Here is a 24,375-nt window from a genome sequence, read left to right as displayed (position 1 = left end):
TTTTATACTCTATTAGTTCGGCGCTTAAAGAATGATATTCAAAATGAGCTAATCAAAATATATCCCAGAACTGAACCTACTACAATCGTCCAAATAGAACTTAGTTTAGTTCCGAATACTAAGTAGACAGACACCAGAGCAACTGCTACAGATTGCCAATTCACTAATGTTTCTTTGGACATAACAAAAAGTACCGCAAGCATTAAAGCTACTGCTGCTACATTAACGGCATCCAGAAAATATCTGAACAGTTTAGATTGTCTCATTCTAGGGATGAAGGGGTTCAAAATCAAAACAAATAAAAATGATGGTAAAAATATTCCCGCTGTTGCTGCCAGAGCTCCAGTAAAACCAGATAGCTGGTATCCAATAAATGTTGATGTTGATAATATGGGACCAGGAGTGAATTGTCCAACAGCTATAGCATCAATAAGTTCTGCTCTTGTAAGCCAACCTCTTGACACCAATTCAGCATCTAAAAATGCAAATAACACATAACCACTTCCGTATAATATTGCGCCAACTTTTAAGAATACCAAAAATATTTTTACACTGGACACCTTGGTCAATACGCTATTAAAAATTGTCAAACCAATTAAAGGGTTGAAACTATTTAAACGTGATTTAAATTTAGACTTTGTTTGAAAGTAGATAACTCCTATAATACCTGCTGAAAACAGTACTAAAATTTCATTGATACCTAACAAGCTAGCAGTTAAAACCAAAACCCCTAGTACAATTAACTCATTACTTTTTACAGCTTTTTCACCTAACTTCAATATAGCTGAGGCAATAATTGCAAGTACTGCAGGTTTAATTCCAAAAATAAAAGGCTCTACTTCGGGTAAGTTTCCATATTTAACATAGAGATACGCCAGGATTGCAGTAATAACTGTTGCTGGAAAAATAAAACATATACCTGCTACAAAAAGCCCTTTTTTACCTGCATACTCAAAACCACAATGCATGGTCATTTCGGTTGAATTTGGCCCTGGAATTAAATTGGTTGCACCCATAAGATCCAGAAAATGTTCTCTGGACATCCATTTTCGCTTTGCGATAATTTCATCATCCATCATTGCTATATGAGCTGCTGGGCCACCAAAAGCGAAACAACCCAATTTAAAAAAAACTAAAGCAACTTCTTTTAATCTTTTATTTTGTAATGACATTTTACTTTCTGTTATTCTCCTATTCTACCTATCTCTTCTAAACCTTCCAAAGTTTCTTTTTTCGCTTTAAATTTTTCAACATGTACAACATACGTTTTAGATATTGAATCATGCCATCCTTTTCCATCTTCACCCAAAAATGAAAATGCATTAAATGGAATCATACGGCATAAAGAACGTACCAAAATTTCATTAAACGTAGGATCTGAGCCATCATGTAGAACCACTTTTGTATTGGTTATAAATTTTCCAATAGAACGGCCAGTTAAGGTTTCAAAAGTTGTGTAATAAATCAACATCACAATGTAGCCAAAGATCCAATCCATAATGGTTCCGGATTCAAATAAAAATTCAATCAATCCATAATTTCCAGTCATTTCAGCGATGATACCAAGTACAAATCCGATAGCAAAACCTAATCCAAATTGAAGGAGGTAATCAATAATATAATTTGCAAAACGAAGCCCTTTAGTCGCTAAGACATCTTTGCCAACAGTGTATTTAATTTGATTCATAAGTAGTAGATCAGTAAGTCGAGTCCCAAATATAACATTCTCCAATTAAATCAAATAGTGTAACTTCGTGTTCTAAATTGATCTCTATGAAAATTCTAGCAACGGTTATTATTGGTCTTATCAGTTTTCAGTTTGTCATTGCTCAGGATCTAACTGGCAATGCGCTTCTTGAAAAAGCGATCAAACACCACGATCCAAATCAAAATTGGTCAACATTTAATGGAGAGCTATTTGTGACTATGAGTACGCCTAATAATTCTACTCGCGACAGTCATATCACCATCAACTTACCGAAAGAATTTTTTCAGGTTAAAGCCACTCGTGATTCTGTGACCACGACATTAACTTTAGATAAATCTACGTTCACTAGAGGGCTCTTTGGAAATGATCAGCCTTCAGACCAAGAGATCAAGCAATACAATCTCACTAAAGAAAGAGCAACGCTTTATAAAAATTACTACACCTACCTTTATGGATTACCTATGAAATTAAAAGATCCGGGAACTATTATTGATAACAACGTAGAACGCAAAACTTTTAAAGGAAAAGACTATCTCGTACTTAAAGCCTCATACGATAAAACCACAGGTAGCGATGTCTGGTTCTTCTATTTTGATCCTGAAACCTATGCTATGGAAATCTATCAGTTTTTTAAAACTGATGAGAATGGAGCAATTCAACCAGATTCTGGAGAGTATATTCTGTTATCGGAAACCACGACGATCAATGGTATAAAAATGCCAAAAATAAGAGCCTGGTATTACAATAAAGATGATGGCTATTTAGGAACCGACACGCTTACGAATTAGGCGAGTTTCCATTTTCTAACAGCGTATCTTTTTTACCATAGAGCAATGCTGCTACACTAATTAAGTTTTTGATGATATCATTCACATTATCGGTATCATTCACGAGTGAGGACGCCATATCAACTGTAATGAGATCTTTTCTTATGATAGCATCAAGCTCTAAGTTGTCTCTGTATTTATTAGCTCGTGCCTCCTGTTCTAGTTTTTTTAGGGTTTTATAATACGACTCATTATCTTTTTCAGTTCTGAACAAATGAATAACTCGCAATACTTTTGCTACTCGCTTACGCAACTTATTATACTCTTTCTTGATATGCTTATTATCAGAATTGAGATACAAGGTAATATTTCGACTTAATTCACTCACATCTCTAATGATCTCAACCATTTTCCGATTAGCCACTTTAACCTGACTAATCTGTCCATTTTGTTGTTCGGTTAAATCAAGCCCACTTTGAGCTTTCGTAGCATAACTAATGATCTGTCCGTAAATACTTTTTACTTTTCTGATATATTCCTCACGAACATTGAGATCAAAAAGTACATTCGATTTTTTAATGACTCTTTTGAGTTTCTCATCAGACTTGATGTCTGTTCTATGGATATTTAAAGCATGTGCAACAATTTCAAAAATGGTCTTTTTAAATAAATATTTTGATTCATTTTGAAGCGCAGAAATCGCAGTTTCAGGATATTTTAAAACATCTTTTGTTATAAATTTTGGTTCATCCACCTGTAACTCTGACTCTATACGTTCTGGTACTATTTTCTCTACCAAATGTGCAATAGGTTTGATAAACCATATCAACACAAAGGTATTGATGATATTAAATGCGGTATGGAATAAGGATATGGCTACTGGAATTGCTGCAGCTGTTACATATGGTGATTCTGAGCCTAAGGCTTCACTTAGCCATCCTACAAATCGTAAAAAAGGATAAAAAAGAATAAGCACCCAAATAACACCTATGATATTAAACACCAAATGGGCTCTTGCTGTTCGTTTCGCTTTAAAACTCGCTACCAATGCTGCTAAATTTGCAGTTATGGTTGTACCAATATTTTCACCTAATACCATAGCTGCAGCTAATTCGAAAGGAATCCATCCTTCAGCAGTCATGATTAAGGTCAAGGCCATTGTGGCGCTCGACGACTGGATGACTACAGTTAGTATGGTACCAATTAATAAGAATAATAACACGGATAAAAATCCGAGATCAGTATAGCGACTTAAAAATTCAAGGAGTTCAGGGTTACTTTTTATATCAGGCATGGCATCTTTTAAAAACTGAAGACCAATAAAAAGCAGTGCAAATCCAATGATGAAGTTTCCCCAATGACCAAGGTTCTTTTTCTTAGAGAATGTAAATAAGAACCCAAATCCAACTAAAGGCAATGCCATGGTACTCATACTCACTTTAAATCCTAGAATTGTAATAAGCCAGGCTGTAATCGTCGTTCCTATGTTAGCTCCCATGATGACACTAATAGATTCAACAAGTGTCAATAAACCTGCATTAGAAAAGCTTACCACCATTAAGGTAGTAGCCGAAGAGGATTGAATAACTGAGGTGATAAAAAATCCTGTAATCACTCCAAATACACGATTGGAGGTCATGGATGCTAAAATAGATCGTAGTTTGTTTCCTGCTAATTTCAGCAAGGCATCACTCATCACCTTCATTCCAAAAAGGAATAAACCTAAAGCGCCTATAAGCTGTAAAATATCGTAAAGACCGTAAGTCATTAAGTGTTAATAGAAGTTTAACGCAATGTAAATTTAATGTAAAATAAAAACATTCTCAATCTATTCAACAAAAAAAGCCTCCCAATAATTCTATTGAGAGGCTTTTTACATATAACACTTAATTATTAAGAACCACACATCAGGCAATCATCACCTTCGGCTTCTTTAGCCTGAGCAATTAATGCTTTCATTTCTTCAGGACTCATGGGTTCTACTTCTACTTTGTCTGTAGTTTGTTTTGCAAATTTTGCAGCTGTTTCTGCAGCTTTTTGCTGTTTCTGAGCCACGTTTTCAACTACAGTTTCCTGAGTTTTAGCTACAGGTTGTGCTTTTGACGTATTGGCAATTGTTACTTTTTTAGCATCTACGGCACTCTTTGTACGTAAGTAGTACATTCCTGTTTTTAATCCGCTCTTCCATGCATAGAAATGCATTGAAGTTAGTTTAGCCATAGTAGCACCTTCCATAAATAGGTTGAGCGACTGCGACTGATCAATGAAATATCCTCTGTGACGAGACATATCAATAATATCTTTCATACTTAACTCCCAAACGGTTTTGTAAAGCTCTTTAATATCCTGTGGGATAGCATCTACATGTTGGATAGATCCGTTTGCACGCATGATCTCATTCTTAAGATTTTCATCCCAAAGCCCGAGGTCTACAAGATCTTCTAATAAATGCTTGTTCACTACAATAAACTCACCAGATAATACACGACGTGTATAAATGTTAGAGGTGTAAGGCTCGAAGCATTCGTTATTTCCAAGAATTTGTGATGTTGATGCTGTTGGCATTGGCGCTACTAATAATGAGTTACGCACACCATGTTTTGCAACTTGCTTACGTAGTTTAGCCCAATCCCAAAGTCCGCTTAATTCTTCATCTTTAATTCCCCAAAGGTTATGCTGGAACTCACCTTGACTAATTGGAGATCCTTCATAAGATTCGTAAGGACCATCTGCTTTAGCCTCTTCCATACTTGCAGTTACAGCAGCATAGTATAAGGTTTCAAAAATATCTTGGTTTAATTTTTTAGCATCATCACTAGTAAATGGTAGTCGCAGTTTGATAAAGGTATCAGCTAATCCTTGCACACCTAAACCAACTGGTCTGTGACGGAAATTTGAGTTTTCAGCTTCTTTAACAGGATAGTAATTTCTGTCGATAACTCTGTTTAAGTTTTTAGTCACACGCTTTGTGATTCTAAATAACTCTTTATGATCAAACTCACCATTTTTAACAAACATTGGTAATGCAATTGACGCCAGGTTACAAACCGCTACCTCATCTTTAGAGGTGTACTCCATGATCTCAGTACATAAATTTGAAGAACGGATGGTTCCTAAATTTTTCTGATTCGACTTACGGTTAGCTGCATCTTTGTACAACATGTAAGGCGTTCCTGTTTCAATTTGAGACTCTAAGATTTTCTCCCAAAGCTCACGTGCTTTAATTGATTTACGTCCTTTACCTTGTTCTTCGTATTTAGTGTATAGTGCTTCAAATTCTTCACTGTGCACATCGCATAATCCTGGACATTCGTTAGGACACATTAAAGTCCATTGTCCATCTTCCTGAACACGTTTCATGAATAGATCTGGCATCCACATCGCGTAGAACAGGTCACGAGCACGTAATTCTTCGGCACCATGGTTTTTCTTAAGGTCTAAGAAACTCATGATATCTGCATGCCATGGTTCTATGTACATAGCGAAGCTTCCTTTACGTTTTCCTCCACCTTGATCTACATAACGTGCAGTATCATTAAATACTTTTAGCATTGGCACAATACCATTACTTGTTCCGTTTGTTCCAGCGATATAACTTCCTGTAGCACGAATATTATGGATAGATAATCCTATTCCACCTGCAGATTGTGAGATTTTTGCTGTTTGCTTTAATGTATCGTAAATACCATCAATACTATCATCTTTCATAGTTAATAAGAAACAAGATGACATCTGAGGTTTTGGAGTACCAGAGTTAAATAATGTAGGTGTAGCGTGTGTAAAGTATTTTTTAGACATTAACTCATACGTCTCAATTGCAGCATCCAGATCGTTAAGGTGAATACCAATAGATACTCTCATTAACATATGTTGTGGACGTTCAGCAATTTTTCCATTTAATTTTAAAAGGTATGAGCGTTCTAGAGTTTTAAATCCAAAGTAATCATATCCAAAATCGCGGTTATAGATAATAGAAGAATCTAATTTATCTTTATTATCCATGATGACTTTATACACTTCATCACTTAATAATGGTGCTTTTTTATTAGTTCTCGGGTTGACATATGTATAGAGATCTGTCATGACCTCACTAAAGGTCTTTTTAGTGTTTTTGTGTAAGTTAGATACAGAAATACGTGCTGCCAATCTTGCATAATCTGGATGAGCAGTCGTCATTGTTGCTGCTTGCTCTGCTGCTAAATTATCCAGTTCACTTGTGGTTACACCATCATATAAACCATCAATAACTCGCATAGCCACTTTAATTGGATCTACAAGTTCATTAAGTCCATAACATAATTTACGAACTCTCGCCGTAATTTTGTCGAACATTATCGGCTCTTTTCTTCCGTCTCTTTTTACTACATACATACGTTACACTTTTTTTAGTTTTTCTGAAGCTACCATTCAGAAAAAGGGTTAGTTAGCTTTTACTAATTAGCTAGGGAGCTGATTAGCAATGAATTAATTATTAGGTTTTATTCTGAAATTAAAACTGGCCACATTTATTTGTTCTGTAGTCTGGTGACTGCTGAAATGTTAAGCCAATTAAAATTATGTTTTTGATTTATGATTTGGTTCTAGAAATCAAAGCTATCTGAACCGAAATCGTATTTATTTTCTTCTTCCTCTTTGTTCAAAACACCAGCTTTTTGATATTCTGACACTCGTTTTTCGAAGAAGTTTGTTTTTCCTTGTAGTGAAATCATATCCATGAAATCAAAAGGATTTGCTGTATTATACACTTTTTCACATCCTAAATCTGCAAGTAACCCGTCGGTTACAAACTCTAAGTACTGAGACATAAGCTTAGCATTCATACCAATCAAACTTACTGGAAGAGACTCAGTGATAAATTCTCTTTCAATATTTAAGGCATCAACAATAATTTCTTTGATACGCTCTTTTGGCACTTTATTAATTAAATGGTTTTCATGTAAGTGTACTGCGAAATCACAGTGCATTCCTTCGTCACGAGAAATTAATTCGTTAGAAAACGTCAAACCTGGCATCAAACCACGTTTTTTCAACCAAAATATTGAGCAAAAAGAACCTGAAAAGAAAATACCTTCTACTGCTGCAAAAGCAATCAAACGTTCAGCAAAACTTGGAGACTCAATCCATTTCAATGCCCAATCAGCTTTCTTTTTAATGGCAGGAAAGGTTTCAATAGCATTAAAAAGCATTGCTTTTTCCTTTTCGTCTTTTACATAGGTATCAATTAATAATGAATAGGTTTCACTATGAATGTTTTCCATCATAATTTGGAACCCATAGAAAAACTTAGCCTCACTATATTGTACCTCATTCACAAAGTTTTCAGCTAAATTTTCATTAACAATACCATCACTTGCAGCAAAAAACGCTAAAACATGCTTGATAAAGTAACGTTCATCATCAGTTAGTTTTTCTGTCCAATCTGTTATATCTTGATGTAAATCAATCTCTTCTGCCGTCCACATACTCGCTTCAGACTTTTTATACCATTCCCATAAATCATGATGTTGGATAGGGAAAATCACGAATCTATCTTTGTTTTCTTGCAAAATTGGTTCTACAACTTGAGACATATTAATTGGTTTTTTTAAAATTAAAAATTAGCTGAAAAATTTAGTGTGATTTGGGACTAACAAAGATTGAAAAATGTATGAGATATTTTGATGTTTTTTTGGAAAGCTTTTCAACAAGTTTTTAACAATTAAAGATTTGATAAAAAAATCAAAGAATTGTTAAAAATAATTTCAACTATTTGATATTCAATTATTTATAAAATTATAATTTAATTAAAAAACGTAAGTATAATCCTATTAAAAAATTAGCCACAAGTGATGTTTACTGCAAAATATTGTTTCAAAAAAAAGCATCAAAAGACAATAAAAAAAAGAGAGCCGAAAGCTCTCTTTTTTTACCCTAATAATTAACTAAACTAACTAAACTATTTACTAATATGAAGTTTTGTTACATGACAATAAGGCTAAAAAAAAGTCAGGATTACACCTGACTTTTTTATGATTAATAGCGTTTAATCAAAATAGTGAATCCCCACGATCACCCTATTTTTTTCTATTAATTGGTTGGTCACCTTAATCTCATGTCAAATATGAAAAAAAATATGCGGCCTAAAGTTTCAATTTGTATGGTTGGTAAGAAATAGTGTATAACTGGTAAAACAATATTCAAACATTTAAGTCAATACATACTTTAAAACACTTTACACAGGAAATTGTGCTAACTATACATAATACAATCATTGTATTGTATTATCTTTTATATTTGGTATATGATTAAAGCAGTAATAGTTGATGACGAACCAAAAGCCATTCAAGGTCTTTCATGGGAACTCACAAATTTTAGTAACGATATCGAAATTATTGAAACCTTTTCTAATCCAGAGGAGGCTATTACCTATTTAAATACGAATACTCCTGACTGTTTATTTCTTGATATACAGATGCCTACAATGGATGGCTTTCAATTTCTGGAAAAATTATCAAACAAGGACTTTGCTGTAGTGATTACCACTGCTTATGATGAATACGCTATTAAAGCTCTAAAGCACGAGGCTATTGATTACCTATTGAAACCCATAGACACTGACGACCTACAAGATACTATCAAAAAAATCAAAAAATTTAATAGCAGATTAGTCAACTCTTCAAAGATAGAAGAGGTCTTAGTTAGTTTTAACGAGAAATTTGATAAAAAGAAAATCACTATAAATACAGATGGTAAGCTTATATTCCTAGATATAGATGATATTTTATTTGTTGAGTCTGATGGCAACTACAGTACCATAGTAACATCAAAACAACAAAATATTGTCATCACTAAAAAGCTTAAAGAAGTGGATGCCATTCTTCCTCAACACTATTTCTTTAGGATACATAACTCATTTATTATTAACTTGAATAAAATTAAAGAGTTTATCAAAAGCGAAGGTTACGTCATTATGGAGTCTAATCATAAAATTCCTGTTGCAAGACAACGCAAATCTGACTTTTTAGAAAAACTATAGTTTGAAACGTCTCAAATCTCATACAAACAAAGTAACAACTATTGCTTTTTTAGCACTTCTCCTCTTGTGTTTTTTAAGTTCCAATAGATCTTATAGCCAGGATGATCCCATTTCAGAATTTGAAAAAACCCTCAGCACATTAATCTCGTCAAAGCCAATTCAATATGCCAGTATAGACTCCATTATAAGAGATCATACACGTGATAGCATTAAAATGAAGCGTTTGATAAGCGTTTCAAAAGCAAACAACTATTTAGAAGGTGAGAGTTACGCTCTTAATGCACTAGGCGTTATTTACAGAAATGTTTCCTATTATGAGCAATCTATATCAACACATGAAGACGCTAAGACTGTAGCAGATGAAGCTAATAATACCGAACTAAAAATTGTTAGTTTAAATAATATAGGTGTTGCCTATCGAAGAATGGACCTTGTAAAGCCAGCTTTAGATTTTCACTCTAAAGCATTAGACATAGCACGTTCTGTTGAAAATCCTTCTGAAACCATTTCCTATAATATAGCGGTATCACAAAATAGTATTGGTAATATCTATCTCATTTTAGAGCAATATGAATTGGCATCAAAACAATTTCAGAAGTCATTAGTTATTGAGAAAAAATCTGGTAACCGATTAGGATTAGCCATCAATTACCAAAATATTGGTTATGCTTACGAAGCGCAAGGTGATTTGGAGAATGCACTTCGAAATTATAAGTTGTCTTTGGAATACAATGAACAGATCGACTCTAATTTAGGTCGTGTGATTTGTTATAACAGTATCGGTCAAGTGTATATCAAACAACGAAAATATACCGATGCTAAAGTTATCATTGAAAAAGCTTTAGAAAAGGCACTACAGATTGGAGATCAGTTTTACATTGCCTCGTCATTTATCAACTTAGGTTGGACTCAAAAAGAAATGGGCGAACTCAATGCTTCGGAAAAAAATTTAAAGCGCGGACTAGAAGTTGCGAAGCAATACAACCTTAACCTGTCTATTGTTGAAGCCGACAAGCGGCTTTCAGAGTTATATAATGAAACTGGTAATTACCAATTAGCCTATACCCATTATAAAGAATCTGTTGACATAGAAAAAACCATTAATAATGACCGAAATCTGCGCTATGTGAACGATGTTATTATTCAATATGAAAATGAAGCAAAAAATAAAGAAATCAAAGCACTAGCCAGTGAAAACCAAATTGTAAAATCTAAACTGGAGCGCAACAAAAAGATTTTTTGGTACTCCATGCTTGCTCTGGCTATTATTGTGGGTGTATTGGTTTCATTATACCGAAACCGTCAATTACAACAGGAAAAACAAATATTGACTTTAGAGCAGGACATGCTTCGCAGTCAGATGAATCCGCATTTTATTTTTAATTCTTTAAACTCCATAAAGCTGTATATCATTAACAACGAAAAGGAAAATGCGGTGTATTACCTCAATAAATTTTCTAAACTTATCAGGAAGATTCTGGTAGCTTCTACAGAAAAAGAGAATTCTTTAGAAGACGAATTAGAAACCATGAAGTTGTATATGAATATTGAAAACATCAGATTCTCTAATGAAATAGATTTTGAGATTATTGTTGATGATGTGATCAATACAGCCAATATTAAAGTCCCTTCATTGGTATTGCAGCCCTTTTTAGAAAATGCACTTTGGCATGGATTGTCTTCAAAAAAAGAAGGCAAGAAAACAATTGAACTTCATGTTTACAGAACTAAAGAGGATTCGGTAACCATCTCAATAACCGATAATGGCATAGGAAGGGTTGAAGCTGATAAAATTAACAGAGACAAACTACTCAAACGAAAATCTGTTGGTATCGCCATCACAAAAGCCAGATTAACCAACTTTTCTAAAAGCTATACCAACGACTATAATATTTCTATTGAGGATCTTTATGACGATCAACAAAAAGCTATTGGGACAAAAGTTATAGTGGATATTCCAACGCGTTCCTCAATTTTACAAACGGCTTAATTATCCACCAAAAGCAGACATCATAGAACCATATTTAGAAGTATCTATTGAAAAATCGGTTTTATCCAATCCTGTACACTGCATGGTCATATTGTTTTTAGATTTCTTTTTATCCACAAAAATCATCTCCATCATGAGACCATTGTCCTCATATTTTTTCATCCAAGCAGGATTAAACCCTTTTGGAATATTCTTCTTGTTAACACCCCAAACCTGATTAAAACTTACAGGAACTTCATCAGTGATATAAAAGGTGATTTTAACCTCATCATTTTCACTTACAAAACCTTCACATGCATAACCCAAAATGGTTTTTGAGTCTATTTTACTAAAATTATATTTACTATTGTCTGTGTCATCTTTAAAGTCTGAACCCTTTAATTTGGTCTTCTGAACTACTTTTTTACCCATCATTTCCATAAACATAGCTGTAATTCCAAGATCATTGTCCATAACCATAAATACTTTCGCATCTGGATTGGCTTTGCTCATTTCCGCAGAATCAAACCCAAAGTACTTGGCACCTTCTTTTAAATAATAATCAAAGGTCATGTCACCTTTTTTATGGGTCATTTTAAGTTTGTAGATATAGTTAAACTCATAATTGGAAGGCAATTGAACCTTAGATGCTTTTTGCGCATAGCCATTATTGAAAAAGACAAAAAATGCTAGGAAAAGAGTAATTTTTGTAATGTGTTGCGTTTTCATTGTTTTTGAAGGTTTAAGAATTAATAGTCTGAAAACCTTCAAATTACACAAGAATTGTGTATATGTAAAACACTAATGTATAGGTGGTTAAAAATTGTGTGTGATTGGAGCTATAAAAATCTAGCGATAATTTTCAGCCACTTTTTCCAACTCAGAATACCAATCTTCTCCAAACTTTCGAATCAAAGCTTCCTTAACAAATTTATAGATAGGCACTTGTAATTCTTTACCTAAGGCACAGGCATCATCACAAATCTCCCATTTATCATAATTGACTGCAGAAAATTCAGAGTAGTCTTTAACACGAATAGGGTAGAGATGGCAAGACACTGGTTTTTTCCATGAGATCTCACCTTGATTGTATGCTTCTTCAATTCCGCAGAGCGCAGTTTTTTTATCATCAAAAATAACATAGGCACAATCAGCTCCATTGATCAACGGTGTTTCAAAATCGCCAAAATCTGTTGTAATATGAGTGCCTTGTTTCTCAATGGCTTCTATTCCTTCTTGTCGTAAAAAAGGTTTCACCTTAGGATAAATCTCTTTTAAGATCTGAACCTCATCGTTATCCAAAGGAGCTCCAGCATCGCCATCGATACAACAAGCGCCTTTGCATGCCGATAAATTACACACAAAGTCTTTTTCTATGATATCTTCTGAAACTATTGTTTTTCCTAACTGAAACATACGTTTTTACACTAAAAATGCTGCCAGCAAAAATAGTTAAACTTTACGATTTAATAATGTTATATATCTGTATTAAAGACCTACTTTTGCCGAAAATTGGAAATTATGGACATTCAATTAAATTTTAAAGAAATATTTACAGCATTTATGGTATTATTTGCTGTAATTGATATTATTGGAAATATTCCTATTATCATCGATTTACGAAAAAAAGTAGGACATATACAAAGTGAAAAAGCCTCGATTATAGCAGGTGTGATTATGGTTGTATTCTTATTTATAGGAAAAACCATTTTATCCCTTATTGGTGTAGGAGTAAACTCTTTTGCTGTTGCTGGAGCGTTCATCCTGTTCTTTATTGCTTTAGAAATGATCTTAGGTATTACATTATATAAGCAAGATGAAGATGCAGCAATGACTGCTTCTGTATTTCCATTAGCCTTTCCTCTTATTGCAGGTCCTGGTAGCTTAACAACCTTACTATCACTAAGAGCAGAGTACAGAATTGAAAATATTATTATTGCCGTTATACTGAATGTTATCATTATCTTTGTAGTCTTAAAAACATCTGCAAGAATTGAACGCATGATCGGTCAAAACGGGATTAATATTATCCGTAAAGTATTTGGTGTGATCTTGTTGGCAATTGCAGTAAAATTATTTGCTCACAATATTAAAGCGCTTTTTGAACTTGCGTAATTATATAAGATAAGAACAGATGAAATATTTCACCATTTTAGTTACTATTGTTGCATTAGGACTTATTGTTTACAATGCAAGAATGCTTGATTTTGACAATCTTTTTGAAGGTCAGAGTATTGTTGCCTTGATCACCATATTTGCATCTCTTTGTGCCATTGCATTACTACAGATCTTACGATTATCTAAACGCGTAGATAACAAACTAAAAGGTCGCGACTAATGTATAACGCTCTAATTATTGGTGGTGGAGCGGCTGGCATGTCATGTGCTTTGGTTTTAGGTTCAGCAAAGTTTAAACCTTTTGCCTCAGATAAGCGTATTGGCATTATCATGCATCAAAAGACCTCGCATTTACAAAATGCTTTATTTAATAATGTGCTTGGCCTCGCTCCTGGCACCTTAGGTGCTGATATTTTAAACAATGGTAAAGCTCAACTTGATACGTTATATCCTCATGTTGAACAGATAGAGAAAGAAAAGGTGACTTCGGTCATACGATCTGAACACCACTTTATCGTTACAACTAATAAAAATGTATATCAATCGGAACTCGTTGTGATTGCAGTAGGCTATACAAGTCTAATGACTATAAAAGGACTCGAAGATTACATTGAGCCACATCCAAGAGCGGTAATTGAAAAAGATCGCATCTGGTTAAAAAATCAGGATCATCTTGTTGATAATGGACTGTATGTAGCTGGAACTCTAGCGGGTTGGCGAAGTCAGTTTGCTATTGCATCAGGAAGTGGTGCACAAGTTGCTACTGATATCTTAACACTTTGGAATAACGGAAAGCATACCAAGGTTCACGATAAAGTATAATACATTTCATACTAGATAAATTACAAAATGCAGTCTTAAGCTTACTAATATTGGATTAATCCTCTTGGCCTTCGGAAGGTTCCGTTTCAAAAAGCTCGTCACCGCGACTTAAAAGAATTACCTCTTCAATCATATCATCAGTCTCATTTAGAATTTTTTCAGCAACATTACTTCCATAGAGCTGTTCGGCTAATTCTGATTTTATGAGTCGGCGCATTTGATCATGGTAAGCTACAAAAGTAATATTGGTGCGCTCTTTCTCATTGATATAATCCTGAAACTTGATCACAATATCATCACTAACTTCAAAATTTTCTATGAAGTCTTCAGCTTCTACACCGTCGTAGATACTTCGGTCTTTATCCAGTTCTATAAACACAAAATTGCTGATATACTCTCTACGTTTCAGATAATTAAGCGTTTCATTTTGATGCGATGTATTTAATGGCACAAAAATATCAGGAATGATACCACCTCCACCATATACTACCTTGCCTTCTGGAGTTTTAAACTTTAAAGAATCGGCAATTTCAATACTTTCAGGATTCTCTAATTCTCCACTGCTTAAACGTTTGTAGTAATCATTATAGTAGTCGGAATTTTTACCATTATCATATGGTCGTTGGATAGAGCGTCCAGTTGGTGTGTAATATCTTGAAACTGTTAATCTCACTGCGCTACCATCACCAAGAGACATTTCACGTTGCACCAAACCTTTACCATAGCTTCGTCTTCCTACGATGGTTCCTTTATCATTATCCTGAAGTGCACCTGCTACAATTTCACTGGCAGAAGCTGAACTTTCATTGATAAGAATATAGACTTCGCCTTCTTCAAAATCACCGCGTTTGGTCGCATAGAATTTTTCCACTCTACCCTTTTTATTTTTAGTGAACAAAATCAATTTGTCATCTTCTAGGAATTCGTCTACAATTTGTTCAGCAATACCTAAAAATCCACCAGGATTATTTCGAAGATCCAATGCCAATTGCGTAGCGCCTTGATCTTGCAATTGATCTAATGCCTTTTTAAATTCTTTATAGGTGGACTCTGCAAAACGGTTGATCTTAATATAGCCTAATTTATCAGTGAGCATATAAGCTGCGTCAACACTCTTAATAGGAACCACATCACGTTTAACCGTAAACTTTAATATGTCGTCCTCACCTTTTCTATAGACTGAAAGTTTAACTTTTGAATTGATTTCTCCTTTCAGTTTATTGATAATATCTCTGTTACTCCATTCTTTTCCGAAGATAGAATCGCCATCAGCAGTTAAAATTCTGTCTCCAGCTTTTATACCAGCTTTTTCACTTGGTCCGCCTTCAATAGTTCTAATCACTGTAATTGTGTCATTATAGGTATAGAAATTAACACCTAAGCCAACAAAATCACCTTTCATATTATTGGTAACCCGTTCTAATTCGCTTTTAGGAATATAAGTAGAATGCGGATCTAGATTATCGAGAATACCATTAACAGTGACATCTACAATACTATCGGTATTGACCTCATCCACATATTCATAATCAATATAATCTATGAGTCGGTTGAGTTTGTCTTTTTTGCTGTTAGACGTAAACAAACGATCAGAGGTATCAGAGAAATTCAACTTTCCGCCAATAAAAACACCAGCTGCTATCGCAACACCAACAATAAGTGGTATGTATTTCTTTTCAAATGCCATTATACAGTTACATCTTCTATAAGTGCCAGATCAATTCCAGCTTTTTCTAAAAATTCTATTCCTGAGCAGTCTTTATAGGCTTCATGATACACCACTCTTACGATTCCAGCCTGATGAATCAATTTGCTGCATTCCTTACAAGGTGATAAGGTGATATACAATGTTGCTCCTCTGCAAGATTGTGTTGACGACGCTACTTTTAATATCGCATTAGCTTCGGCATGCAATACATACCATTTGGTATAACCTTTGTCATCTTCACAGTAATTCTCAAAACCAGTTGGTGTACCATTGTAACCATCGGATATGATCATTCTATCTTTTACAATAAGTGCGCCAACCTGTTTACGCTTGCAATGGGATAATTTACCCCATTCTTTCGCTATTCTAAGGTAGGCTTTGTCGTATCGTAATTGTTTGTCTTTAGGCATTTATTTTGAATGCTTTTTATTCATCCTAGATTTATTTAAAATAGTCCTCTAAATAATGTTCATCAAATTCTTTTAATTCACCAACATAAATATATGATGAGTTCTTTGCAATTACAAGCTTAGCCCTTTCATTTGTTCTTAGAATTGCATCTACAAAAAGTGTATCAGACCTTGATTTTACAAGATAAGCCATATAACTAGTGATTGGTTTTATATGTAAACCAATAAAAGTATTTGCTTTCATATTTTGATTTATAGTAACATTTAGAGATAAATCATCTTCATTGGTGTTGTATTGCTTTAATAATCTACTAAAAACATTTAATACAACTACACTATCATTTAATCTGGATGCTAACATTTTAGTTCTATAGCTTGATATTCCAGACAAATCACACCCTATAGATCTTAATATGTTATATCTTTCAAAGCTTATACTTTTTAACTTACTCAAAAGCTTATATTTCTCTGATAATCTCGTTAATGATTGTAAATCTAACTCTTCGTTTAACATTCTGAATTGCTTCAAATTGAGCGTAGAGATATTTTCTTTAAAAAAATTTAATTTTAGATTAATTGAATCAATAGATTCTGATTTCAGTACAAAACTTTCAAATTCAGAAACAAGAAAATTAATATTTTTAGCTTCTTTATACATTATTTCAAACTCTTGCGGCTTTTCTTCTGCCAAAACCTCCAGAGCAGATACTTCGTATTCTTTTCTATTCTTATTAATCCTAATATCTTCATCTACATAAGCTTCAAGTTCAGTCTTGTATTCATTTCCTTGAAAACAGGATACTAATATGAGTGATAGTAAGAGGAATAATCTCTTCGTGACAATAAATCTGCGTAATAAAAAATTGCTCATTTCAGTTTAACGAAGATAAAAGGTTAGAATTGTATGGGCTGTTTACATTTCGTTAAAGTTTTATCAAATCTTACGTTGGGATTCTAATTTCAGGATAATAATTCATGATGAATAAGCATTGGTAAGATAAATCCAACCACAATAGCCGAAATGACCATGACCCAATCGCGTTTAGAAAATCTAAAAATGGTTTGACACAGAAAACTCAAAAATAGGACTACAAAAGCCACAATAAGTTGACCAACTTCAATCCCAAGTCCGATTTCTAAAAGTGCTAATAATTTACTTTCTGAAGATGAAATCATTTGTTCAAAAGCACCTACAAATCCTAATCCGTGAATCAAACCAAAAAACAGCGTTGCAAAAAATAGGAGTCCGACTTTAGTGCCATGTGATTTTTTTCCTGCTGTAAACACATTGAATAAGGCCACCACTAAAATGGTTAACGGAATTAAAAACTCCACCAATTTTACATTGACTCTGATAATGTCGTAAGTTGTTAATGCCAATGAAATACAGTGACCAATGGTAAACACTGTTACTAACAACAATACACGTTTCCAATCATTAAATAGATAGGCGATAACGAGTACGATTAAAAATAAGATGTGGTCGTAGGCGTTTAGATGAAGCACATGGAAGACTCCATCTTGAAAATTTGACAGAACATTGTCAATCATAGCGTTTTTTATTTGGGTTGAACCAAAGTTACAGGATTTAATTGATTTGAAAAATAAAAAAGCTTCCAACGTTAGTGTTAAGGGCATTTGTACTCAAAGTGGGATTAACTCACTTTGTTCGTTGTTCCCAAAGCGTCGCTTTGAACATCATCAAAGAAAACACCTCTCTATATTTCAAAAAAGAAGCGAGCTTCATTTTGAAACTCGCTTGTATTTTCATCCTTTGATGATGTATTCGTACTCAAGGTGGGAATCGAACCCACACGACCGAAGTCACTGGATTTTGAATCCAGCGCGTCTACCAATTCCGCCACTTGAGCAAATTAGGACTGCAAAATTATAAAATAATTTATTACAATCTAGCAAAAATAGTAGGTTTTATGCTTTTTCAGTTGAAATAAATTCATAAATTTGCACCTCGTTAAAACAAAGCGAATTAAAAACCTTAAATAATTAATTACCAATGCCAACTGGAGCAACAGAAGCAAAAATTTTTGCATGTGGACAAAGTAAAGAACTTGCAGAGAAAATCGCAGCCACTTTTGGTGTGCCTTTAGGTAATGTAATTACATCAACGTATAGTGATGGTGAATTTCAACCATCTTACGAAGAATCTATAAGAGGAACACGAATCTTTATCATTGGTTCTACACATCCTGGTCCTGAAAATTTAATGGAAATGTTGTTAATGATTGATGCTGCTAAACGTGCATCGGCCAGACATATCACAGCTGTATTACCATATTTTGGATGGGCAAGACAAGATCGAAAAGATAAACCTAGAGTTCCTATTGCTGCTAAATTAGTAGCAAAGATGTTGGAAGCTGCTGGTGCAACTCGAATCATCACTATGGATTTACATGCAGATCAGATTCAAGGATTTTTTGAAAAACCAGTTGATCACTTATTCGCTTCAACCATATTTTTACCGTATTTGAAGTCTTTAAATTTAGACAACCTCACAATTGCTTCACCAGATATGGGTGGTTCTAAAAGAGCCTACGCTTATTCTAAAGCTTTAGAGAGTGATGTGGTTATTTGCTACAAACAACGTGCAAAAGCTAATGTAATCTCTCATATGGAACTTATTGGAGATGTTACAGGTAAGAATGTTGTCTTGGTAGATGATATGGTGGATACAGCCGGAACTTTAACGAAAGCTGCAGATCTTATGATGGAAAAAGGAGCACTTAGCGTAAGAGCTATTTGTACACACCCTATTTTATCTGGAGATGCTTACAAGAAACTTGAAAATTCTAAACTGGAAGAATTGATTGTAACAGATTCAATTCCGCTGAAACAAAAAAGTGAAAAGATTAGAGTTTTGAGTTGTGCCGATTTATTTGCTGAAGTCATGCATAATGTACACTACAACAAATCAATTAGCTCTAAATTTTTAATGTAATTTAATATTAATATAAACACAGAAAATGAAATCAATTACAATCAATGGATCTCAAAGAGAAAGCGTGGGCAAGAAGGCAACGAAAGCCCTACGTAATGCTGGTCAGGTTCCTTGCGTATTATACGGAGGAGACCAAAACGTGCATTTCTCTGCACCAGAATTGGCTTTCTCAAAACTTGTATACACGCCTAATGCGCATACAGTTGTGATTGCCTTAGACAATGGCGAAACTTATGATGCTGTTTTACAAGACATCCAGTTTCACCCAGTAACAGATAGAATCTTACACATAGATTTCTACCGTCTATTTGAAGACAAAGAAATTGCTATGGACATTCCTGTACACATTATTGGAACGTCTAGAGGCGTTTTAAATGGAGGTGTTCTTCGTAGAAACAGACGTAAATTAAGAGTGAAAGCGCTCCCTAAAAATTTACCTGATTTCTTAGAAGCAGATATCACACCACTTAAAATTGGTAACAAGCTTTATGTAACAGCACTAGAAGGTGAAGGTTACACTTTATTACATTCTGACAACACTGTTGTAGTACAAATTAAAACTGCTAGAACTGCTATTGTTGAAGATGACGATGAAGATGAAGAATTAGAAGAAGGAGCTGAAGGAACTGCAGCAGCAACTGAAGGAGGAGATGCTCCAGCAGCTGATGCGCCAGCTCAAGAATAGAACATATATATTCTATAATTATAAAAAGCATTCTATTTATTTAGAATGCTTTTTTATTTTTACACAAACACTTTAATTATCTGGAAGTTTATACGTAATTTATTTAATTGGAACTCTACATCTTTAGATGTTGATGATACTGATCCTATGAAAAAATTTCTCATCGTCGGACTTGGCAATATTGGAGACAAATATGCTAATACAAGACACAATATAGGGTTCAAAATTTTAGATGCTTTAGCAGAAAAAGAAGATCTTAAATTTGAAACTCAAAAGCTGGGTGACCTCACCTCCTTTAGATTCAAAGGCCGCACATTTATTCTTTTAAAACCCAGCACCTACATGAATTTAAGCGGTAAAGCAGTAAAGTATTGGTTGACTAAGGAGAAAGTACCTCTTGAAAATGTATTGATTATTACTGATGATCTCAATCTTCCCTTCGGAAGTCTAAGGCTAAAAACAAAAGGTAGTGATGGTGGTCATAATGGGTTGAGAGATATTCAAAACACACTACAAACGACAAAATACAATCGGTTTAGATTTGGAATTAGTGACCAATTCAGTAAAGGTAGACAAGTGGATTATGTCTTAGGCGAATGGACCAGTGAAGAGACTGAAAAGCTATCCGAACGTCTAGATAAATCCATTGAACTTATTAAATCTTTTGGTACAGCTGGAGTAAGTAATACCATGAATACATTTAACGGCAAATAAAAAAGAGAAGCTGTATTAGCCTCTCTTTTTATTATATATATTTCAGTGATTTACTCTATCACTATTTTCTTCGTCACTTGTTGATTTCCGTCTTTAACAGTCACCAAATACATTCCTGACTGAACAGAATTTAATGTAATGGCTTGATTAAAATTAGAATCATTCTCATAACTATTTTTAAATATCCTTCGTCCTCTAATATCATGAACTGAAATTTCAATTCGGTCAGAGATCGCATTATTGAGTTTTACATTGAACGATCCATTATTAGGGTTTGGATAAATCCCGAAATCAATAGTATCAATACCTACATTCTCCACGGATAATGTTGGCTCAATACAGAGCTCTAAAGTAAACTCTAATATTTGTCCGCCATCAGCTGTGCCAAAATCATCATCAACAGATAATGTCCAATTACCACCAGATGTTTCGCCATAAAGTACAGACAAATCTCCCTCAGGAATAAAAGTTCCTGTAAATGGAGACGTCCCACTAGTTATAGGTGTTACCGCTTCTTGATCAAAAACGGTATTAGTATAATCGTCATCACCTGCATCACCATTGTCTGTAGATAGCTCTACTACTGTTCCTGACGGACTAATTAAAAAGATATCCAAATCATTGTTCCATGTATGTTCAATATTAATAGTGACATTGACATCTGTAACAGGTTCATTATCTGTAATAGTAATCACAGATGTGTAATTATCTGTAGCATTACCTGTTTCTAAAATAGCAATTGGTGTATCCGTTGCACTTGGTGTTAGGCAGATGATGTTAGCAGTTGTAAAATTAAATACAGTTGAAGGACTTGCATTACCACATAAATTAGACGCAGTGACTCTCCAGAAATACTGTGTATTAGCAGATAACCCAGAAACAGCATACGATGTACTTTGAACTGTGGCACTATCAAAAATACTAGCAAAATTAGATTGAGTTGAAATTTCAACTAAATAGTCCTGTGCATTAGCATCTCCTGTCCACATTAAATCTACTTCATCATCCAAACCTAAAGCTCCATTTGCAGGAGATGTTAATACGGCCGAACTTAAACTATTACTCAACACATTTAAGGTTAAATCTACAGTTTGATTAATCCCTCCTGAATTCCCCTCAAAAGTAAAAGGATAACTTCCTTCAGCTAAACTACCAGTACCACTTATAGTGACAGTTCCTGTAGTACCATCAGCTGAAGCAGTAGTTGGATTAATTACTGCTGAAACCTCCACTGGTAATCCATTAACGCTAAATGTAGTCGTATCAGTAAATCCTAAAAACGTATTATAAGTAAAATTGAATATCGCATTATCTGGCTGACATACATCCAATTCAGTATTATCAAACGTGATAACAAACTCAGAACTCTGAATTGTGAAATCACTAGAATTCACAGCATAAAAAATATTATTATTCCCCTCAACAATAACTCTGGCTTCAGAGGTGTCTCCTGTTTGAGGTACTGTGATATCTGCTGTTCCATTATTAGGAATATTAGAGGCTAAGGTAAACGGAAATGTTTGTCCGCCATCAATTGAAAGCAGTATATTCACCGTTGGAGTATTGACTAACCCTATATCAGTTCCAGCAACGTCCCATGTTACAGTCTGAGTAGAACCAGCATCCCAGATGACATTAGAAGTTTGAGATGTCACAGCAAATGGTCCAGATGTTCCATCGACAGTAACTGTCATAAAATCAAAATCAGACTGAGGTGTTTGTCCAACGCCTCCAGCTTCAGATCGATCTCTAACCGTAAGTGCGAAATTTAAACTTCTTCCAACTGTTGAAACCGTTTCCCATGATGTATTATCTACAGTCTCTACTGGATTAGACTCTGTTAATTGTCCAGCAAGAACGCGCTCTAAAATTGGCATATATCTATTTGGCGACACACTTGGTGGTCTTGATCTCCAAACAGCACCAGTTGTCTTAGTAGGACCAAAATTGGTGTTTGTAGTTACACCATCATCAATTTGCTCCCAAGTATAAGTTAGTACATCACCTCCATTAGGATCAGTAGCATCTCCTTTTAAAATAAATGCTGTGCCTTGTGGTATGATATAATCGTCTCCAGCATCGGCTACTGGAGGATCATTCGTAATCCCTGTCGGTACTGCACAAGTATTAGGAGAAGTTGTCACATTATCTAATATTTGGTCAATACTGTAAAAGTGAAAATATGGGTCAGAATGATCTTGAATATCGTCAGGACCTGTAATTCCTGCATACCCCATAATGGTGGTACCACTTCCTGGTTCGGCATTAACTCCTGTTCCCTCAGAACCAAATGACCAGGTATGGTTTGCTCCCATTTGATGACCAATTTCATGTGGTACATAATCAATATCAAAAAAATCTGCCATATATGGTCCGCCATCATTATCTAAAAAACTATGAGATGAAAATCCACTCCCTTTTCCATTAGTACATACACAACCAATACAACCTGCATTACCGTTATTACCTCCAAAAGCTAACAAATGTCCAATATCATAATCAGATTCTCCAACCGTTGCTGTGAGGTTAGTTTGTAGATCTCCATTTAAATCTCCACCATAAGGATCTGGAAATGTTGGTGAATAAATAAGATCAAGAGCAGGATCATCAGCTGTATCAACCAGTTGAAAGGTGATAGCCATGTCTACTTCAAAAACTTCGTTAGTTCTATTGAGGGTTGAAATCATTTGAGCAAGTGCATCTGCTCTATTATTACCATTAGCATTGTTTCCGTCATCCCAGAAATTGGTATACTCCTGAGTCACTGAAATGGCAATTCTAAACGTTCTTAAAACTTGATCGTTAGCATCTCTATTAAGAGTTGTTCTCTCTGATCGCGTTGGAATATTAAGGTCTTCCGTTAGACACTCGAAAGAGTCCATAGGACTTTGTTTGGCATTTCGATTGTATATCAAATATTGCCCATTTGCCACTTTGGTAGCTGGTTGTATATAATAATTTTCTTTTCCGGGTTCTGTGATCATGGCATTTAACCCTAAAGGTGTTACACTAAATCGGACTCTTGTCCCAGAATTATCTAGTCTTGATCCTAAGTAAGTTTTAATATCTGGATGTTGATTTTCATTATCTTCAGAAGAAAAAATCTGAGTTTCAACTACTCGGTATTGTTTAAGTTTTCCACTGACATCTGGAAATTGAACAATCGTGTTTGATTGTCCATTTGATGCTTTTCGCTTGGGTGCATCAGTCAATTTCAATTTGAAATTTTCAATATCCAATTGAAACACACTAAAATTAGTGTTGTCTAAAACCTGTAATTCGATTTTATTAATGGCTTTATCAGGATTGATAAATTGCCAGTCTCTTGTTTGTGCGTAAGTAGATACAACAAAGAGCAAGAAGAAAACTGTTGAAATTTGGGTTAGTGTTTTTCTCATAAGTTGATGGCTTTATGTTAAAAAAATGATTAGTCGTTAAATAATTGACAGCTTACAATTTAAAGAAGGTTTAAAAAAAAAGAGAGACAATAGGCCTCTCTTTTT

General features: G+C 34.4%; 21 protein-coding genes and 1 tRNA gene. 9 read left to right on the top strand and 13 right to left on the bottom strand.

Annotated elements, in window-relative coordinates:
* Positions 1 to 38: 38 nt before the first annotated feature.
* Positions 39 to 1,172 carry a chromate efflux transporter gene (gene chrA, locus Q0951_RS01855; RefSeq protein ID WP_299333527.1) on the bottom strand — a complete coding sequence of 378 codons (1,134 nt, stop codon included), beginning with the start codon at positions 1,170 to 1,172 and terminating at the stop codon, positions 39 to 41.
* 11 nt (positions 1,173 to 1,183) lie between these two features.
* A complete protein-coding gene (locus Q0951_RS01850; RefSeq protein ID WP_299333525.1) occupies positions 1,184 to 1,732 on the bottom strand; it encodes an RDD family protein in 549 nt (182 codons plus the stop codon).
* Positions 1,733 to 1,773: 41 nt separating this feature from the next.
* Here Q0951_RS01850 and Q0951_RS01845 point away from each other — a divergent pair, with 41 nt between their 5' ends.
* A complete protein-coding gene (locus Q0951_RS01845; RefSeq protein ID WP_299333523.1) occupies positions 1,774 to 2,496 on the top strand; it encodes a DUF6503 family protein in 723 nt (240 codons plus the stop codon).
* On the opposite strand, the gene Q0951_RS01840 is transcribed toward Q0951_RS01845, so the two are convergent.
* The 3 genes from Q0951_RS01840 to Q0951_RS01830 all read right to left on the bottom strand — a co-directional run bounded on the left by Q0951_RS01840 (position 2,486) and on the right by Q0951_RS01830 (position 8,045).
* Positions 2,486 to 4,243: a Na/Pi cotransporter family protein gene (locus Q0951_RS01840; protein ID WP_299333520.1), complete on the bottom strand. Its 1,758-nt coding sequence runs from the start codon at positions 4,241 to 4,243 to the stop codon at positions 2,486 to 2,488. The genes Q0951_RS01845 and Q0951_RS01840 overlap by 11 nt on opposite strands.
* Before the next feature lie 125 nt (positions 4,244 to 4,368).
* On the bottom strand, positions 4,369 to 6,846 hold the full coding sequence (locus Q0951_RS01835; protein WP_299333518.1) for a ribonucleoside-diphosphate reductase subunit alpha: 2,478 nt from the start codon (positions 6,844 to 6,846) through the stop codon (positions 4,369 to 4,371).
* A 209-nt stretch (positions 6,847 to 7,055) separates the two neighbouring features.
* On the bottom strand, positions 7,056 to 8,045 hold the full coding sequence (locus Q0951_RS01830; RefSeq protein ID WP_299333516.1) for a ribonucleotide-diphosphate reductase subunit beta: 990 nt from the start codon (positions 8,043 to 8,045) through the stop codon (positions 7,056 to 7,058).
* 710 nt (positions 8,046 to 8,755) lie between these two features.
* On the opposite strand from Q0951_RS01830, the gene Q0951_RS01825 reads away from it, so the two are divergent.
* Positions 8,756 to 9,490: a LytTR family DNA-binding domain-containing protein gene (locus tag Q0951_RS01825; protein ID WP_299333513.1), complete on the top strand. Its 735-nt coding sequence runs from the start codon at positions 8,756 to 8,758 to the stop codon at positions 9,488 to 9,490.
* A 1-nt stretch (position 9,491) separates the two neighbouring features.
* Positions 9,492 to 11,480, top strand: coding sequence for a tetratricopeptide repeat protein (locus tag Q0951_RS01820; RefSeq protein ID WP_299333511.1), 1,989 nt, complete (start codon positions 9,492 to 9,494; stop codon positions 11,478 to 11,480).
* On the opposite strand, the gene Q0951_RS01815 is transcribed toward Q0951_RS01820, so the two are convergent.
* On the bottom strand, positions 11,481 to 12,188 hold the full coding sequence (locus tag Q0951_RS01815) for a DUF4412 domain-containing protein (RefSeq protein WP_299333509.1): 708 nt from the start codon (positions 12,186 to 12,188) through the stop codon (positions 11,481 to 11,483).
* A gap of 120 nt (positions 12,189 to 12,308) precedes the next feature.
* Positions 12,309 to 12,875, bottom strand: a complete 567-nt coding sequence (locus tag Q0951_RS01810) for a DUF3109 family protein (protein ID WP_299333506.1) — start codon at positions 12,873 to 12,875, stop codon at positions 12,309 to 12,311.
* 111 nt (positions 12,876 to 12,986) lie between these two features.
* Between Q0951_RS01810 and Q0951_RS01805 the strand changes: the two genes are divergently transcribed.
* The 3 genes from Q0951_RS01805 to Q0951_RS01795 are packed head-to-tail and all read left to right on the top strand — an operon-like array spanning position 12,987 to position 14,399.
* Positions 12,987 to 13,574: a MarC family protein gene (locus Q0951_RS01805; RefSeq protein ID WP_299333855.1), complete on the top strand. Its 588-nt coding sequence runs from the start codon at positions 12,987 to 12,989 to the stop codon at positions 13,572 to 13,574.
* A 19-nt stretch (positions 13,575 to 13,593) separates the two neighbouring features.
* Entirely contained in the window at positions 13,594 to 13,797 is a 204-nt protein-coding gene (locus Q0951_RS01800) for a hypothetical protein (protein WP_299333503.1), read from the top strand.
* Positions 13,797 to 14,399, top strand: coding sequence for an FAD-dependent oxidoreductase (locus tag Q0951_RS01795; RefSeq protein ID WP_299333500.1), 603 nt, complete (start codon positions 13,797 to 13,799; stop codon positions 14,397 to 14,399). The genes Q0951_RS01800 and Q0951_RS01795 overlap by 1 nt, the downstream gene beginning before the upstream one ends.
* 55 nt (positions 14,400 to 14,454) lie before the next feature.
* Here Q0951_RS01795 and Q0951_RS01790 read toward each other — a convergent pair whose 3' ends face one another.
* The 5 genes from Q0951_RS01790 to Q0951_RS01770 form a co-directional block, all read right to left on the bottom strand.
* Complete coding sequence (locus Q0951_RS01790; RefSeq protein WP_299333497.1) at positions 14,455 to 16,086, bottom strand: S41 family peptidase; 1,632 nt, start codon at positions 16,084 to 16,086, stop codon at positions 14,455 to 14,457.
* Positions 16,086 to 16,517 carry a dCMP deaminase family protein gene (locus tag Q0951_RS01785; RefSeq protein WP_299333494.1) on the bottom strand — a complete coding sequence of 144 codons (432 nt, stop codon included), beginning with the start codon at positions 16,515 to 16,517 and terminating at the stop codon, positions 16,086 to 16,088. Before Q0951_RS01785 ends, Q0951_RS01790 begins: the two co-directional genes overlap by 1 nt.
* A 31-nt stretch (positions 16,518 to 16,548) precedes the next feature.
* A complete protein-coding gene (locus tag Q0951_RS01780) occupies positions 16,549 to 17,388 on the bottom strand; it encodes a hypothetical protein (RefSeq protein WP_299333492.1) in 840 nt (279 codons plus the stop codon).
* A gap of 89 nt (positions 17,389 to 17,477) precedes the next feature.
* Entirely contained in the window at positions 17,478 to 18,068 is a 591-nt protein-coding gene (locus Q0951_RS01775; RefSeq protein ID WP_299333489.1) for a HupE/UreJ family protein, read from the bottom strand.
* Positions 18,069 to 18,306: 238 nt separating this feature from the next.
* A tRNA-Leu gene (locus tag Q0951_RS01770) sits at positions 18,307 to 18,388 on the bottom strand.
* 143 nt (positions 18,389 to 18,531) lie between these two features.
* Between Q0951_RS01770 and Q0951_RS01765 the strand changes: the two genes are divergently transcribed.
* From Q0951_RS01765 to pth, 3 genes are all read left to right on the top strand, one after another.
* On the top strand, positions 18,532 to 19,473 hold the full coding sequence (locus Q0951_RS01765; protein ID WP_299333486.1) for a ribose-phosphate pyrophosphokinase: 942 nt from the start codon (positions 18,532 to 18,534) through the stop codon (positions 19,471 to 19,473).
* Between the two features lie 25 nt (positions 19,474 to 19,498).
* Complete coding sequence (locus Q0951_RS01760; RefSeq protein ID WP_299333483.1) at positions 19,499 to 20,158, top strand: 50S ribosomal protein L25/general stress protein Ctc; 660 nt, start codon at positions 19,499 to 19,501, stop codon at positions 20,156 to 20,158.
* A gap of 147 nt (positions 20,159 to 20,305) precedes the next feature.
* Positions 20,306 to 20,872 (top strand): aminoacyl-tRNA hydrolase, encoded by a 567-nt coding sequence (gene pth, locus Q0951_RS01755; protein ID WP_299333479.1) that lies wholly within the window; start codon positions 20,306 to 20,308, stop codon positions 20,870 to 20,872.
* Positions 20,873 to 20,922: 50 nt separating this feature from the next.
* Here the strand turns inward: pth and Q0951_RS01750 are convergent, their stop codons facing one another.
* On the bottom strand, positions 20,923 to 24,270 hold the full coding sequence (locus tag Q0951_RS01750) for a reprolysin-like metallopeptidase (RefSeq protein ID WP_299333476.1): 3,348 nt from the start codon (positions 24,268 to 24,270) through the stop codon (positions 20,923 to 20,925).
* Positions 24,271 to 24,375: the final 105 nt, after the last annotated feature.

The organism is uncultured Psychroserpens sp. (genome assembly GCF_947501425.1).
In the GTDB taxonomy this organism is placed as follows: domain Bacteria; phylum Bacteroidota; class Bacteroidia; order Flavobacteriales; family Flavobacteriaceae; genus Psychroserpens.
This window is presented reverse-complemented; position numbering and strand designations above follow the sequence as displayed.